The organism is Rhodospirillales bacterium, from assembly GCA_016710335.1.
Taxonomy (GTDB): Bacteria; Pseudomonadota; Alphaproteobacteria; order Rhodospirillales; family Defluviicoccaceae; genus JADJXQ01.
Window position 1 is genome coordinate 383,392 of record JADJXQ010000003.1, and the last position, 15,498, is coordinate 398,889.

Here is a 15,498-nt window from a genome sequence, read left to right on the forward strand (position 1 = left end):
ATGCTGTTCGGCCCCGAACTTGATTCTCACGATCTTGTGGCTCGTCGCTGCGGCGTGCGGCGATCGAGGTCGCGGCCGGCGGTCGTCGTCCTGTGGACAAGTCTGGGGGCAAAGCAAGATCGGCCAATCGATCCGCGGTCATGACGCCACTCCCATCGAACTGTCGAAACTCGTCGTCCGCGTGTTGCGCACCGGGGTTCCCAAACCCGGCCGCACACGGTATTGATGGCGCCGCGGTCGGCTGCGGAGGCTGAATCGCCACCGAGGCGAAGGAGACTGAGCGAGCGTGGGCGGAAAACCCCGGCAACATCCGGTGATCATCGGTATCGTCGGCGACTCAGCCGCCGGAAAGACCACCATGGCGGCCGGACTGGCGGAAGTGCTTGGCCCCCGGCGCACCCTTAACATCTGCATCGACGACTACCACCGCTATGACCGGGCGGAGCGTGCGCGGCGCGGCATCACGCCCCATGATCCCGCCGCCAACTACATGGACGTGCTCGAGCAGCACGTCTACCTGCTGCGCGAGGGCCAGCCGATCCTGAAGCCGGTCTACAACCATAACGGCGGCGTGCTCGAGGCGCCGGAATACGTGGAGCCGCGCGACTTCATCATTCTCGAGGGGCTGCTCGGCTACGCGACGCCGCTGTTGCGGGACGCCTACGACGTCAAGTTCTACCTGGAGCCGGACGAGCAGTTGCGCCACCGCTGGAAGTTCCAGCGCGACTTGACGCAAGGCGCCTATTCCCGCGAGCAGATCATGGCGGCGCTGCCGATGCTGCAGCGCGACAGCGCCCGGTTTGTCATCCCGCAGCGCGGCTACGCCGATATGGTGGTGAGCTTTTATCCGCCCCAGGACCGACCGGAGGAGACCGGTGCGCACCTCAGTGTTGCCCACATCCTGCGCCCGACCCTGCCGCACCTGGATCTGGCGCCGGTGCTGGAACAAGGCGCCGACAAGGGCTTCATGCTGGAACTGACCCGGGACGTGGACGGCCGCCCGGTGGACGCCTTGCATGTCTCGGGCGCTATCGATGCCGCAGCAGCCGAGGCGATGGAAGAGGTATTGTGGGGTCTTCTTCCTGACCGCACGCAAGAGCGAGGTCGTCCCGGCGCGTTTTTCGATGGGCGTGAGCAGTCGCGCTTCAGTCGGCCGCTGGCCCTGTCGCAACTGCTCATTGGGCACTATCTGTTGAATGCAGCCATCGCGCACCATGACACGTGACTCGCGCACCATGACACTTGAGGAGACACACCCCATGAAGCTCGCTCGCGCCGCATCGGCCGTGGCACAGGAGTCTGAGGCCGCCGCCGAGCCGAACGTCGCGCCGCAGGCCAGCCTCGCGGAGATGGTCAACGCCATCCGGATGCTGGCCGCCGACGCGGTTGAGAAGGCGAAGTCCGGCCACCCCGGCCTGCCCATGGGAATGGCCACCGTGGCGACGGTGTTGTGGAGCCGCTTCCTCAAGTTCGATCCGTCGCGGCCGCGGTGGGAGGATCGTGACCGGTTCATCCTTTCGGCTGGACACGGCTCGATGCTGCTCTACGCGCTGTTCTACCTCACCGGTTACGAGGACGTGACCATCGATGAGATCCGTCGCTTCCGCCAGTTGCACTCCAAGACCCCGGGGCATCCCGAATACGGAGTGACCGAAGGCGTCGAGACCACCACCGGCCCGCTTGCCCAGGGGTTCGGCAACGCCGTCGGCATGGCGCTGGCGGAGCGGCTCCGTAACGCCCGCTGGGGCGACGCTGTTGTCGACCACTACACATATTGCGTCGTCGGCGACGGCTGCCTGATGGAGGGGCTCAGCCAGGAGGCCTTGTCGCTGGCCGGTTTTCTGAGGCTGAACAAGCTGATCGTACTGTGGGACGACAACCGCATCTGCATCGATGGCTCGACCGAGATGGCCACCGGCGACAACCAGATCGCCCGCTTCGAGGCGTCCGGCTGGCATGCCGAGGCGGTCGACGGGGACGATGCGGAGGCGATCGCGCGAGCGATTGCGAAAGCGCGACAGACAGACCGGCCGTCGTTCATCGCGTGTCGGACCATCATCGGCCGCGGCGCGCCGAACAAGCAGGGCACCGCGGCGACCCACGGTGCGCCGCTCGGCGAGGACGAGGTGGCTGGCGTCCGGAAAACGCTGAATTGGCCCTATCCGCCCTTCGTCATCCCAACCCACATCCTCGATGCGTGGCGCCAGATCGGCCGGCGCAACGTCGGCGAGCGCGAGGCGTGGGAAGCCCGCTTCGAGGCCTTGACCGCCGAGCAGAAGGCGGAATACCAGCGGACCAAGCGGGGCGAGTTGCACCGCGGCTGGCAGGAGCCGCTTAATTCGTTCAAGCAGCGCCTCGCCGTATCAAGGCCGAACTGGGCGACGCGCAAGGCGTCGGGACAGGCGCTCGAGATCCTGGCGCGCCAGTTCCCCGAGTTGATCGGCGGTTCGGCCGATCTCACCGAGTCCTGCTATGCCAAGCCGCCCGACATGAAGGAGGTCGAGCCCGGCGATTACAGCGGCCGCTACATCCATTATGGCGTCCGCGAACACGCCATGGCGGCGATCATGAATGGCATCGCGCTGCACGGCGGTTTCATTCCCTACGGCAGCACGTTCTTCGTGTTCGTCGACTACATGCGGGGCGCCATCCGCATGTCGGCGCTGATGAAGCAGCGGGTGATCTACGTCTGCACCCATGACTCCATCGGCGTCGGCGAGGACGGTCCGACCCACCATCCGTCGGAGACCATCGCCGGGCTGCGGGTCATGCCGAACCTGCTTGTGTTCCGCCCGGCCGACGCCGTCGAGACGTTCGAGTGCTGGGTGGTTGCGCTCACCGAATACGACATGCCGTCGACCCTGGTGTTGTCCCGCCAGGCGGTGCCGGCGGTGCGCACCGACCACGTCAGCGTCAATTTGAGTGCGCGCGGCGCCTACGTCCTGCGTGAGGCCGAGGCCGGCCCGCGGGAGGTGACCATCTTCGCGACGGGCTCGGAGGTGCATATCGCCGTCGAGGCGCGGGAACGGCTGGAGGCCGAAGGCATCCCGACCGCGGTGGTGTCGATGCCGTGCTGGAAACTGTTCGACATCCAGCCGGCCAAGTACCGTCAGGAGGTGCTCGGGCCCAAGTGGCCGCACGGGGTGCGAGTGGCGGTGGAGGCCGCAATCGCGCCCGGCTGGGACAAGTACATCGGCGAGTACGGCATTTTCATCGGCCTCAAGGACTTCAGCCTGTCGGCTCCTGGCCCGGATCTGTTCAAGTACTTCGGCATCACCGCCGACAACGTCTACGCCAAGGCAAGGGAAGCGGCGGCGCGGCTCCGGGTGGAGGCGCGCCGGCCAGGCGCCGGGCTCGGCATCGACGTGGTCGGCTGAGGCGCCGGGAGCGGCGGGACAGAGGCGGCTTCACGCGTCATGATCAAGGTGGCGCCGTCGATCCTCTCGGCCGATTTCGCTAGGCTCGGCGACGAGGTGCGGGCGATCGACGCCGCCGGCTGCGATTACGTCCACGTCGACGTCATGGACGGGCACTTCGTGCCAAACCTCACCATCGGCCCGCTGGTAATCCGCGCGATCCGCCCGCACACGACCAAGCCCTTCGACGTGCACCTGATGATCGACCCGGCGGCGCCGTACCTGGAGTCGTTCGCCGCCGCCGGCGCCGACATCATCACCGTCCATGTCGAAGCCGACCGCCACCTCGACCGCTCGCTGCAGGTCATCCGCGGCCTCGGCAAGAAGGCCGGCGTGTCGCTCAATCCGGCCACTCCCGAGAGCACGATCGCACACATCCTCGACCGCCTCGACCTGATCCTGGTGATGACCGTCAACCCTGGCTTCGGCGGCCAGTCGTTCATTTCTGCCCAGTTGGAGAAGGTGCGCTGCATCCGACGGATGATCGGCGACCGCCCGATCGAACTGGAGGTCGACGGCGGCGTCAACGCGGAGACAGCGCCGGCGGTGATCGAGGCCGGCGCCGACGTGCTGGTCGCCGGCACCGCCGTCTTCGGCCAGCCCGACTACGCCCGCGCCATCCAGGCGCTGCGGCCGGCCGAACGGCAGTGACGGGACTTCGCTGCCCCGCAAAGACGATGTTTATAATCGATTCGCACGGCTCTAGCAGCGACCCTTAGGTGGGGGAGGGACCAATGGCTGGAGACCCCAGCATCTTCATCGGCAAAGCGGACGGGCCGGTGGTGCTCGACCTCGGCTACGCCAACCGCCATGGGTTGATCGCCGGCGCCACCGGTACCGGCAAGACGGTGACCCTGCAGATTCTGGCCGAGGGCTTTTCCGCGGCCGGGGTGCCGGTGTTCCTCTCCGACGTCAAAGGGGACCTGTCCGGCCTCTGTTCGTCCTGGCAGCCGGCGGAACCGTTCATCGAGCGCGCCCGCGCCGTCGGCCTTGATCCGTATCAGCCGGCGGCGTTCCCGTGCGTGTTCTGGGACGTGCTGGGGGAGCAGGGCCACCCGATCCGCGCCACCGTGTCGGAGATGGGGCCGGTGCTGCTCGCCCGCCTGCTCGAACTGAACGACACTCAAGAAGGGGTGCTGGCGGTCGCCTTCGCGGTCGCCGACGACGAAGGCATGGTCCTGCTCGACCTCAAGGACCTGCGGGCGATGCTCAACTTCGTCGACGACAACGCCAAGCTACTGGCCAGCACATACGGGCATGTGGCCTCGGCGACGGTAGGTGCGATCCTGCGCCGGCTGCTGGTGCTCGAGCGGGAAGGGGGCGACCGGTTCTTCGGCGAGCCCGCTCTCGACGTCCATGATCTGCTGCGCTGCGACCGCGACGGCCGGGGCCTGATCCACGTGCTGGCGGCCGACAAGCTGATCCGCCAGCGCCGGCTGTACGCGACGTTCCTGTTATGGCTTCTGTCGGAGTTGTTCGAGGAGTTGCCGGAGGTCGGCGACCCGGACAAACCCACGCTGGTGTTCTTCTTCGACGAGGCGCATCTCCTGTTCGACGACGCGCCCAAGGCGCTGCTCGACAAGGTGGAGCAAGTGGTGCGACTGATTCGCTCCAAGGGCGTCGGCGTCTATTTCGTCACCCAGAGCCCGACCGACCTGCCCGACGACGTGCTGGGCCAACTGGGCAACCGGGTGCAGCATGCGTTGCGGGCGTTCACAGCCAAGGACAGGAAGGCGATCCGCGCCGCGGCGGACACGTTCCGGGCCAATCCGGCGTTCGAGACCGAGGCGGCTATCACCCAAGTCGGCATCGGCGAGGCGCTGGTCTCGACGCTCGAAGCCAATGGGGCGCCGGGGATCGTGCAGCGCACCCTGATCCGCCCGCCATCGTCCAGGGTCGGCCCGGCGCCGGCGGCCGAGCAGGCAGCGGCCGCGGCCGCAAGCCCTGTCGGCGGCCGCTACGACACCGCGGTGGACCGCCATTCGGCGTACGAACAGCTCGCGTCGCGGGCCGAGGCGGCGGCGCAACTGGCCAAGGCCGCCGACCGCCAGCCGCCCCCTCAGCCGCGACCGGAACCCCGGCAGCGGACGCGGCGCGGCGACAGCATGTTCGAGGCGGCCGCCAAGAGTACCTTGCGCAGCGTCGGCCGCCATGTCGGTCGAGAGCTGGTCCGCGGCGTCCTCGGCTCGCTGTTCAAAGGGAGGTAGTCGCCGACCGTCCGGCATCTTCAGCCGGCATCGACTCGCCGGAAGCAAAAGGCGTTGTTGAGTGACCCGGCAAATTGCCGTACGTTGATCGCACAACTCCGGGAGCAACAAATGAGCACGATTGCGAAGGTCGGAAGGCGCGAAGCAGCGTACCGAGGCGAGCGTCTCGAGGCTCGCGTGTCAGCGGAACAAAAGGCTTTCTTTCAGCGGGCCGCCGAATTGCAGGGGCGTACACTCACGGGCTTCATTATCGCGAGCGCACAGGAAGCCGCAGCGCGCACCATCGAGGACGCGCAGATGGTGCGCCTGAACGCCGAGGAAAGCCGGGCATTTGCTGAAGCGCTGCTGCACCCTCGCGATCCGGCGGCAGACGTCCAGGTAGCCGCCCGCCGCTACGTCGAGGCGTTGAGCGCCCACAATCCTGTTGGAGACTAAGCGGCGGAGGCCGGGCTGCCGCCGTTGAGGATTGAGCGGCTATCGAACCGGCACGAGCGGACAGCTTTCACCAGCGGCGCCGACATCCTTGATCGGTATCTCCGGATGCAGGCTGGCCAGGATGTGCGGAGACGATTGGCGGCGTGTTTCGTGCTGGTGTCCGGCGACGATCCTACGCCGCTCGGCTACTACACGCTCGCGGCGACCAGCGTGGCGCTGGTCGATCTCCCCGACAGGCTGGCGAAGCGGCTGCCACGGTACCCGAACGTGCCCGCGACCTTGGTGGGGCGCCTCGCGGTCGAAACGCGGTTCCATGGGCACCGGTTCGGCGAACTGCTCCTGTTCGACGCGCTCAGACGGACGCTTTGCAGCGATATCGCGTCTTACGCATTTGTCGTCGACGCGAAGGATGAAACGGCTGCCGGCTTCTACGGCCGATACCGGTTTCTTCCTCTCACCAGGGGGAGTCGTCGCATGTTCCTGCCGATGGCCGAGGTCGCGAAGCTGTTCGCGTAACCGGCGCACATCTCAGAAGGACGACGGCCTCACGCGATGGCGTCGATGTCGGCGTCGGAGAGGCCGCCGGGGACGATGGTGATGGGGAGCGGCAGTTTGCCGGCGCGCTTCAGCACGTGCGAGATCAGGCGGCCAGGGCCGTCGGAGCCGGACGCGGCGCCGAGCACCAGGACGGAGATGCCGCTGCCTTCTTCGTCGATGAGCTTCATCAACTCGTCGGTGAGCTTGCCCTCGCGGATGTGAACGACCGGCATGGCCCCCGACAGCCGCTGGACCACGGACGCCACCACCTGCAGCATTTCCTCGGCCTGTTCCCGGCGCTCCTCCTCCATCAGGTGGCCGACCGCCATCCAATGCTGGAACTCGGCCGCCTCCACCACGTAGAGCAACGCCACGCGACCGCCGGTATGGCGGGCGCGTCGGCACGCGTAGCGCAGCGCCTGGTGCAGCTCTTCGCTCTCGTCGACGACGCAGAGAAAGGTGCGTGGCGATACGTCCGGCGTTACCTCCGCCTCGGGATCCGTTCGTTCGCTGGCAATCAAGCTTCACTCCTTGCGGAACACGGCGCTGGCGATCCATCCTGCCACCACCGCGAACAGGATGGCAAGGACCCCATAGGCCATCGCATGCCGGTGTGCGAAGTCGAAGATGCGCGCCGAAAAGCCGACCTTGCTGACCACCAGGGGCGTGATCTCGGCGCTCGTGACTTCGCCGTCCCGCAACAAGTAGACGGCGACGGTGTAGATCCCGGTCGGCGCATTGTCCGGAAAATAGATGTCGGTGCGGAACAGGCGATTGCCGAGGAAGGCGATCTGCGCCGTCTCCCGCGTGTAGAGGTCGCTCCTCTGCATGTTGCGGATGAAGCCCTCGCGAAACTCCGACAAGTCTTCCGCGGGTGCGACGTCGGATGCCGTTAGACGTACCTGCTCGATGCCGATTTCATGTCGCGCGCCGACACTGTCGGAAACGAATTGCTCGATCGGGCGGCTGGACGCAACGGCATAGAAGCTGGGAACATCGGTGAACGTCACCTCGGCGGTGTTGATCCAGATGCCGCCGACGCGCCCCTTGCGGCGGACCACCTTGGTGGCGTTTGGGCCGCGCACCACAACGACCACATCGCCCTCTCCCTCGGTGGCGCCGAACAGCAGAATGTCCGCCCCGGTAAAACCGGTGGTGATGCTGACGAGGTGGTTGGAGAGATCCGCAACCAGGTCCGTCGTCGCCATGCGGGGCGCCATCAACAGCGCCAGGCAAAACGCGAACGTCGTGACGGTGCGCAACCGCCTCATGGCTTCGGCACCACGGCGCCAATGGAATACAGGTCGTTTGGCGTGGCGACCAGATCGAATACCAGCTTGCCGCAGGTCGCCAGCACCAGCAGCGCCAGCAGCACCCGGAGGTGGCTGCCACGCATCCGGCCGCCGGTGCGCGCGCCGAACTGGGCCCCGATGACGCCGCCGATCAGCAGCAGGAGGGCCAGCATCACGTCGACGGTCTGATTGGTTACCGCATGCAGCAAGGTCACGTTGGCGGTGACAAAAATGATCTGGAACAGAGAGGTTCCGACCACAACTGCCGTCGGCATGCCGAGCAGGTAGATCATCGCCGGCACCATGATGAAGCCGCCGCCGACGCCCATGATCGCCACCAGCATACCGACGAAGACCCCGACGCCAAGGGGGAGCAGGGCGCTGATGTACAGTCTCGAGCGCCGAAAACGCATCTTCAGCGGCAGCCGGTCGCGCCAGGTTCGTTCGGGGCGCGGCGGGTGCGACGCCTTGACCTTCTGGCCGCGCATCGCCTTCAAGCTCTCGATCAGCATCAGAAGGCCGATGACGCCGAGGAAGACAACGAACGACAGCCGGATGACCAAGTCGATGTGGCCCATGTTGCGCAACAGGGTGAAGATCAACACTCCGACCGACGAGCCCGCGAAACCGCCGGCGAGGAGCACGACGCCCATCCTGATGTCGACGCTGTCGCGGCGCCAGTGAACGAGAACACCCGAGACCGACGACGCGACGATCTGGTTGGCGCCCGTGGCGACCGCGACCGCCGGCGGAATGCCGATGAAGAACAGCAACGGTGTCATCAGGAAGCCTCCGCCGACCCCGAACAGGCCGGACAGGAACCCGATCAAGGCGCCAAGGCCGAGGATTACGACGACGTTGACCGACATCTCGGCGATGGGAAGGTAGATTTCCATGCCGTGTAGACCCCCGAGCTTCGCTATGGCATCAACGATGCCCCGCGCTATGGCTCAACGATGCCCCGCTGTCGCTATTGTAGTCGAACGCTGCCGCCTTCAGAAGGCCGCGACACTCCGTGCATCGGCCAACATAGTCGTTTAGGTAGAAGCCGTTAGACAGTGGATTTAGCAGAGCGCGGTGGCGGTGTCACGCGCGCCTTGAGGATTTAGCAAGTTCGCGCGGGCTTGATCCGTCCTCCGCTGAAGCCGCGGATCAGGCCTCCTCGCTATGGCAGGTGAGGCCCAGGCCACCAGCCGTGTTGACGACGGTGGCAAGGCAAGTACGCACCTTCGGCTCCGGGATGTGGAGGTCCATGACGACGACGTACTGGATCCCCGCAGCGCCGGAAAGGCGCTCCGCTACCAGGCGGACGATGTTGGTGTCGAACTGGACGAAAACCTCCGACAGGCGGGCCACCAGCCCCGGCCGGTCGCCGCCGCTGACCGTGAGCCGATGTGTGGCTCGGGCATCCGCGGCGTGGATGGTCGTCAGCTTGAACGGCACGACCGCAACGCTCGCAGTCTCCAGTTCCGGGAGTGCCTTCAGCCCCTGTTCCACGGTCGCAAGGTCCGTTCCTTCGGGACATTCAACCACGGCAGTGAATTCGGCCGCGCCGCCGAGAACGGAGAATGACGTATCGCCGAGGTTGCCACCCACGTCGAACAGATACCCCGTGATCGCTGCCACCAGACCCACCTTGTCGGCACACGAAACGGTCACCAGAGCGTTGGTCGTCATTTTCATGTCCCCCTATGGCTTCGCTGACCGCTCTGACCTCCTGGCGCGGCCCAGGTCCCGCCGATCGCCGGCGAGATGAATGACGCGCAGGGTCTCTGCCCATAGATCGAGCCCGGCGAGATCATCCACAGCAACCCACGCCGCCTCGGTAGCGTCATCGCCGGGCACGGGATCGCCGCCGAGCCAGTCGGCAATCACGTCCACCAAGGTGTAGTGGAAGCGAATGGGGCCATCCGGCGTCACCCGGTCGATATAATCGACCACGTCGACCACTCCTTGAACGCCGATTGTCGTGCCGGTTTCCTCGAGCACTTCGCGCTCGGCGGCAGCGAACACGGTCTCGCCCAGGCGCTGGCGCCCTCCCGGCAAGCTCCACTCGCCTTGGCGCGGAGGATTGGCCCGGCGCACCAGAAGCACCCGGTCGTCTCGCAGCACGACGACGCCGACGCCGACGATGGGGCGCTGCGGGGTAAGGGCCACCGGAGAGGAGCGACCGGGAAGGCCGGGAACGGGTGCCGTTAACATGCGGAGCTTTGCTCTTTCGCTGCCGGGAACTTCTCTTATAAGCTGCGAGACGGCGCGCCGCCACGGGCTTGTGGCCGCGACAGGGCGCATGCGGACGAGGGAAGGGCGAGAGAATGTTCGACGGCTTCAGCTCCTGCGACATCGCAGTGGCGGAGACGACGATCCACACCTGTCACGGCGGGTCCGGGCCGCCGCTGCTGCTGCTGCACGGGTACCCCCAGACCCACGTCATCTGGCACAAGATCGCGCCGCGCCTCGCCGAATGCTTCACCGTCGTCGCCACCGACCTGAGAGGCTACGGCGACAGCGGCAAGCCGCCGTCGGACGACCGCCACCTCGCCTACTCCAAACGCAAGACCGCCGTGGACCAGGTCCAAGTGATGGCGCATCTCGGATTCGAGCGGTTCTTCGTCGCCGGGCATGACCGCGGCGGGCGGGTGGCCCACCGCATGGCGCTCGATCATCCGGGCGCCGTCGCCCGTGTGGCGGTGCTGGATATCGTGCCGACCCACAAGATCTTCTCCACCGTGAATCAGGCCGTGGCCACTGGCTACTACCATTGGTTCTTTCTGATACAAGGTGACGGCCTCCCGGAAACCCTGATCGGCCGCGATCCGGCCTACTACCTGAAGCGCAAGCTTGCCCAGTGGGGCGGCAACATGGGTGCATTCACGGATGAGGCGTTGGCGGAATACGTGCGCTGCTTCTCGGATCCTGCCTGCATCCACGCCAGTTGCGAAGACTACCGCGCCGCCGCCAGCATCGACCTGGAGCATGACGAAGCAGACATGGAGCGGAAGGTGAGCTGCCCGTTGCTGGCGCTGTGGGGAGAGAAGGGGCTGATGGAGCGACACTTTGACGTGCTCATGACGTGGCGGGAGCGGGCGGCCGATGTGCGCGGCGGCGCTCTTCCGTGCGGGCACTTTCTCCCCGAGGAAGCGCCGGACCAGACCGCCGCCGAACTGATCGCGTTTTTCTCAACCTGAGGATGCTCGACGGACGATCCATGGATTTCTCCTGCCATCGAACCCTGACGACATGACCACCGGCACGACCGATCCGCTGCCAGGTCCTGGGCGCGACTCCGGGCACCGAAGCAAGCGACGCAAAGGGCAGGCGCCGGGAGCCGATGTTGGCGGCGACGACCGTCCGTCGCGCGACCGGCACATGGGGTTCGGCGCCAAGTTGCGCGCCTATCTGCTCGCCGGCGTTCTGATCACCGCGCCGATCTCCATCACGTTGTACCTCGCGTGGGCGGTGGTCAGCTTCATCGACGCGCGGGTCACCCCGTTGATCCCCGCCAGGTACAACCCCGAAAGCTACCTGCCGTTCGCGGTGCCGGGGCTCGGGGTGCTGGTGCTGATCGTCCTGTTGATCCTGATTGGCGCGCTGACCGCCGGCTATGTCGGCCGCCTGTTGTTGCGCATCTACGAAGGCCTGCTGAGCCGCATGCCGATCGTGCGCAGCGTATACGGCGCCATCAAGCAGATCATCGAGACCATCCTGGCGCAGCAGTCCCCGGCCTTCAGCCAAGCGGTACTGGTGGAATATCCGCGGCGCGGGTTGTGGGCCATCGCCTTCATCACCGGCACCACCGAAGGCGAGGTCCAGAACATCACCGACGAAGAAGTCATCAACGTGTTTCTGCCCACTACACCGAACCCGACGTCCGGATTTCTGTTGTTCGTCCCACGGCGAGACCTCATTCCGCTCAGCATGAGCGTCGAAGATGCGGCCAAGATGGTTGTCTCCGGCGGCATCGTCACTCCGCCGGACCGCCGGTCTCCCGAACAGCGGGCACGCTCCCGGATCACCGTCGCCGGGCGCGACAACATCGACATCGTCCGCGTGCAGGAACGTCAGCGCCCGGCGCTCGGCGAACAAGTCCAAGGGCGGGACCGCGTTGCCGAAGACTGAAGCGCATTGATGAAGTGGCTGGCAGGTTGATTACCTGCAGAACGACGAATTCAGGGGACACATGCTGGACGGTTCTTTCGGGCTGCGGGTTCACGCCGACTTCGTCGTCAAGTTCGCAGGTCCATGATCACCGACGGGCTCAGCGTCTTTACGCTCGGCGTCCTCGGCAGCTTCGCTGCCGGAGCGTTTACCGCCGTCGGCGCTCTACCGGTTTTTTTCGGCCGCGACATGAGCGACCTCGGGCGGACGATGATGCTCGCCGCCGCCGCCGGGATCATGCTCGGCGCGACGGTGTTCTCGCTGATCGTGCCGGGCCTCGAGATCGTGGAGGGACGCACCGGCAGCCCGGTACATGCGGCGCTGGTGGTCGGCGCCGGCGTCTTGCTCGGCGCTCTGACCATCTGGATCGTGCACGCCGCCGTACCGCACGAGCACTTCGTCAAAGGCGCGGAGGAGGGCAGGCTGCTGATCCACCTCGGCCGCCACTGGCTGTTCATCGTCGCCATCACCCTTCACAACTTTCCGGAAGGCATGAGCGTCGGCGTCTCCTACGGCGGCGGCGACATCGGCGCCGGGTTGGCGGTGACCATCGGCATCGCCATCCAGAACATGCCGGAAGGACTGGCGGTCGCCGCGTCGCTCGTCAGCGAAGGCTTCGAACGCATGCGCGCCTTCCGCATCGCGGTGCTGACCGGGCTGGTGGAGCCGATTGGCGGCATCATCGGCGCCGCCGCCGGCAGCTTCAGCGAGGCGTTGCTGCCGTGGGGGCTGACCTTCGCCGCCGGCGCCATGCTGTTCGTCATCTCCGGCGAGGTGATCCCGGAAACCCACCGCCGCGGCACCGAACACCGCGCCACCTTCGGCCTCGTGCTCGGTTTCATCGCGATGATGCTGCTCGACGTCACCCTCGGCTGACCCGGAATCTCGGCTGACCCAGAATCTCGGCTGACCCGGTATCGTACCGCCGGGGGCGGCCCCCCCTCTAGCCTTCATCCGGAGCGCAGGTAGCGGACGGCGACGTCGCGCTCGAACAGGTAGAGGAGGGTGCGGAGCGCCCGCCCGCGCTCGCTGGCGAGTTCCGGATCCCGGTTCAGGATCAACCGCGCATCGTCACGGGCGGCGACGAGCAGTTCGGCGTGGCTGTCGAGGTCGGCGAGGCGGAAGGACGGCATGCCGCTCTGGCGGGTGCCGAGCAACTCGCCGGCGCCGCGGAGCCGCAGGTCTTCTTCGGCGATCCGGAATCCGTCCTCGGTCTCGCGCATGATGGCAAGCCGCGCCCGCGCCGCCTCGCCCAGCGGCGGCGCATAGACCAGGAGGCAGGTCGACGCCGCCTCACCGCGTCCAATCCGGCCGCGAAGCTGGTGCAGCTGCGCGAGGCCGAAGCGCTCGGCGTGCTCGATGACCATCACCGTCGCCGCCGGGACGTCGACACCGACCTCGACCACGGTGGTGGCGACCAGGAGATCGACCTCGCCGCCGGCGAAATCAGCCATGGCGCGGTCCTTGTCGGGGCCCTTCAGGCGGCCGTGGACGAGACCGACGCGCGCACCGAAGCGGGCGCGCAACTCGCGGAAACGCTCCTCCGCTGCCGACACGTCCACCACGTCGGATTCCTCCACCAGCGGGCAGATCCAGTAGGCCCTGGCGCCGGCGTCGAGGCTGCGGCCGACGGCGGCGACCACATCGTCGAGTCGGTCGGCGGGCACCACGCGGGTGTCGACCGGGCGGCGCCCCGGCGGCTTTTCAAGGAGCTTGCTGACGTCCATGTCGCCATAGGCGGTCATCATCAGGGTGCGCGGGATCGGCGTCGCGGTCATCACCAGGATGTCGACCGCCCTCCCCTTGGAGGCGAGGTCGAGGCGCTGGTGGACCCCGAAGCGATGCTGCTCGTCGAACACCACCAGCGCCAGGTCGGCGAACGCCACATCGGACTGGAACAGCGCGTGGGTGCCGACGACGATGCCGATGTCGCCTGTCCCGAGGGCGTCGAGGATGGCGCTTCGGTTCTTGCCTTTCTCGCGGCCGGTGAGCAGCGCGGCGCGAACTCCGGCGGCGGCCGCCAGCGGCCCGATTGTCGCCAGGTGCTGGCGCGCCAGGATCTCCGTCGGCGCCATTAGCGCCGCTTGCACACCGCTCTCCACCGCCGTCAGCATGGCGAGCAGCGCCACCACCGTCTTGCCGCTGCCGACGTCGCCCTGCAGCAGCCGCAACATGCGGGTCTCGGCCGCCATGTCGGCGGTGATCTCGGCGACGGCGCGGCGCTGAGACTCCGTCAAGGCAAATCCGACGGCATTCAGGGCGCGGGCGGCCGACACGCCGTCTGCGCGGATCGCCCGGCCGGCGGCGTGGCGCTGGCGGCGGCGGACCAATGCCAAAGCAAGCTGATTGGCGAGGAGTTCGTCGTAGGCAAGCCGCGACCGCGCCGGCGCCAGCGGTAGCAGCGCCGCTTCGCCGTCGGGAGCGTGCACGGCCATCAGGGCGGACCGCCAGGGCTGCCAGGCGTTGCGGGTGACGAAGGCCGGATCCTGCCATTCCGGCAAATCCGGCGCCCGATCGAGGGCGGCGCGGATGATCTTGCCGAGCCCGCGGGGCGTAAGGCCGGCTGTCAACGGATAGACGGGCTCGATCTCCGGCAACGTGTGGCGCTGATCGAGGGGAACGATGTAGTCCGGATGCGCCATCTGCACGTCGGCGCCGAAACGCTCGATGCGGCCGCTCACCACGCACTCGGCGCCCACCGGCAACGCCCTCGAGAGGTAGTCCGCGCGGGGATGAAAGAACACAAGGGTAAGAACGCCGGATGGATCGCTGCACAGCACCTTGTACGGGTAGCGAGACGAGGAGGGCGGCTGGTGGGCCCGCACCAGCACCGTAACCGTGGCGACCGCGCCGGCGCGGGCGGCGGCGACGGCGGGGCGATAGCGGCGGTCGACGATCCCCGCCGGCAGATGCCACAGCAGATCGACCACCCGCTGTCCGGCGAGGCGCTCGATCAGCTTGGCGACGCGCGGGCCGACGCCAGGCAAGGCCCGAGCTTCGGCGAACAAGGGGTACAGCACTTCAGGGCGCATGGAGGAGACGCATGGCGGCTGACAGGACGGTTGCGAGCCGCTATATCACAGGCGCATCGAGCGAGGGGACCAATGTTGAACGACACCACGGCGCCGGACGCGGCGCGCAAGCGCCTGTTCTTTCGCTGCCACCACACCGGCATGAAAGAGAACGACCTGTTGTTCGGCACATTCGCCCAGCGGCACCTCGCCGACCTCACCGACGAGGAGGTTGCGTGGCTGGAAGCGTTGCTGGTCAACAACGACGATCCAGACCTCTACAACTGGATCACCGGCAGGGAGCCGACGCCGGCGGCCCTCGACCACCCGGTCATGGACATGCTCAAGCGCTTCAAGTTCAAGTCGTAGCCCCTTTGAATCGTAAGCCGTCGTTTCCCTCAACCCAGCCCTCTCCCGCAAGTCGGAGAGGGACGGACTCGCG

16 protein-coding genes are annotated in these 15,498 nt (G+C 66.9%); 10 read left to right on the top strand and 6 right to left on the bottom strand.

Translation table 11 applies throughout. The features are described 5' to 3' along the window. Positions 1–286: 286 nt before the first annotated feature. The 6 genes from IPM60_07565 to IPM60_07590 all read left to right on the top strand — a co-directional run bounded on the left by IPM60_07565 (position 287) and on the right by IPM60_07590 (position 6,574). Positions 287–1,225 (top strand): phosphoribulokinase, encoded by a 939-nt coding sequence (locus tag IPM60_07565; GenBank protein ID MBK8907752.1) that lies wholly within the window; start codon positions 287–289, stop codon positions 1,223–1,225. A gap of 34 nt (positions 1,226–1,259) precedes the next feature. After that, a complete protein-coding gene (tkt, locus tag IPM60_07570) occupies positions 1,260–3,377 on the top strand; it encodes a transketolase (protein ID MBK8907753.1) in 2,118 nt (705 codons plus the stop codon). A gap of 39 nt (positions 3,378–3,416) precedes the next feature. Beyond that, positions 3,417–4,067 carry a ribulose-phosphate 3-epimerase gene (locus IPM60_07575; protein ID MBK8907754.1) on the top strand — a complete coding sequence of 217 codons (651 nt, stop codon included), beginning with the start codon at positions 3,417–3,419 and terminating at the stop codon, positions 4,065–4,067. Positions 4,068–4,150: 83 nt separating this feature from the next. Continuing rightward, positions 4,151–5,623, top strand: coding sequence for a DUF853 family protein (locus IPM60_07580; protein ID MBK8907755.1), 1,473 nt, complete (start codon positions 4,151–4,153; stop codon positions 5,621–5,623). A 111-nt stretch (positions 5,624–5,734) separates the two neighbouring features. After that, entirely contained in the window at positions 5,735–6,058 is a 324-nt protein-coding gene (locus IPM60_07585; GenBank protein MBK8907756.1) for a DUF1778 domain-containing protein, read from the top strand. 15 nt (positions 6,059–6,073) lie between these two features. Next, on the top strand, positions 6,074–6,574 hold the full coding sequence (locus tag IPM60_07590) for a GNAT family N-acetyltransferase (protein MBK8907757.1): 501 nt from the start codon (positions 6,074–6,076) through the stop codon (positions 6,572–6,574). A gap of 29 nt (positions 6,575–6,603) precedes the next feature. Here the strand turns inward: IPM60_07590 and IPM60_07595 are convergent, their stop codons facing one another. The 5 genes from IPM60_07595 to IPM60_07615 form a co-directional block, all read right to left on the bottom strand. Beyond that, a complete protein-coding gene (locus IPM60_07595; protein ID MBK8907758.1) occupies positions 6,604–7,113 on the bottom strand; it encodes a universal stress protein in 510 nt (169 codons plus the stop codon). Positions 7,114–7,119: 6 nt separating this feature from the next. Continuing rightward, complete coding sequence (locus IPM60_07600) at positions 7,120–7,866, bottom strand: TIGR02186 family protein (GenBank protein ID MBK8907759.1); 747 nt, start codon at positions 7,864–7,866, stop codon at positions 7,120–7,122. Further along, positions 7,863–8,783, bottom strand: coding sequence for a sulfite exporter TauE/SafE family protein (locus IPM60_07605; protein MBK8907760.1), 921 nt, complete (start codon positions 8,781–8,783; stop codon positions 7,863–7,865). Before IPM60_07605 ends, IPM60_07600 begins: the two co-directional genes overlap by 4 nt. Before the next feature lie 256 nt (positions 8,784–9,039). Further along, positions 9,040–9,564 (bottom strand): amino acid-binding protein, encoded by a 525-nt coding sequence (locus IPM60_07610; protein ID MBK8907761.1) that lies wholly within the window; start codon positions 9,562–9,564, stop codon positions 9,040–9,042. A gap of 12 nt (positions 9,565–9,576) precedes the next feature. Then, on the bottom strand, positions 9,577–10,089 hold the full coding sequence (locus IPM60_07615; protein ID MBK8907762.1) for an NUDIX hydrolase: 513 nt from the start codon (positions 10,087–10,089) through the stop codon (positions 9,577–9,579). A 113-nt stretch (positions 10,090–10,202) separates the two neighbouring features. Between IPM60_07615 and IPM60_07620 the strand changes: the two genes are divergently transcribed. The 3 genes from IPM60_07620 (at position 10,203) to IPM60_07630 (ending at position 12,921) form a co-directional block, all read left to right on the top strand. Beyond that, the gene (locus IPM60_07620; GenBank protein ID MBK8907763.1) at positions 10,203–11,075 is read left to right on the top strand and encodes an alpha/beta hydrolase; all 873 of its coding nucleotides are present in this window, start codon (positions 10,203–10,205) and stop codon (positions 11,073–11,075) included. A 181-nt stretch (positions 11,076–11,256) separates the two neighbouring features. Then, positions 11,257–12,006 (top strand): DUF502 domain-containing protein, encoded by a 750-nt coding sequence (locus IPM60_07625; GenBank protein MBK8907764.1) that lies wholly within the window; start codon positions 11,257–11,259, stop codon positions 12,004–12,006. A gap of 123 nt (positions 12,007–12,129) precedes the next feature. Further along, positions 12,130–12,921 carry a ZIP family metal transporter gene (locus IPM60_07630; protein ID MBK8907765.1) on the top strand — a complete coding sequence of 264 codons (792 nt, stop codon included), beginning with the start codon at positions 12,130–12,132 and terminating at the stop codon, positions 12,919–12,921. A gap of 74 nt (positions 12,922–12,995) precedes the next feature. Here the strand turns inward: IPM60_07630 and recG are convergent, their stop codons facing one another. Next, the gene (recG, locus tag IPM60_07635; protein ID MBK8907766.1) at positions 12,996–15,077 is read right to left on the bottom strand and encodes an ATP-dependent DNA helicase RecG; all 2,082 of its coding nucleotides are present in this window, start codon (positions 15,075–15,077) and stop codon (positions 12,996–12,998) included. A gap of 72 nt (positions 15,078–15,149) precedes the next feature. Between recG and IPM60_07640 the strand changes: the two genes are divergently transcribed. Beyond that, positions 15,150–15,425, top strand: a complete 276-nt coding sequence (locus tag IPM60_07640; GenBank protein MBK8907767.1) for a succinate dehydrogenase assembly factor 2 — start codon at positions 15,150–15,152, stop codon at positions 15,423–15,425. The last annotated feature ends 73 nt before the right edge of the window (positions 15,426–15,498 follow it).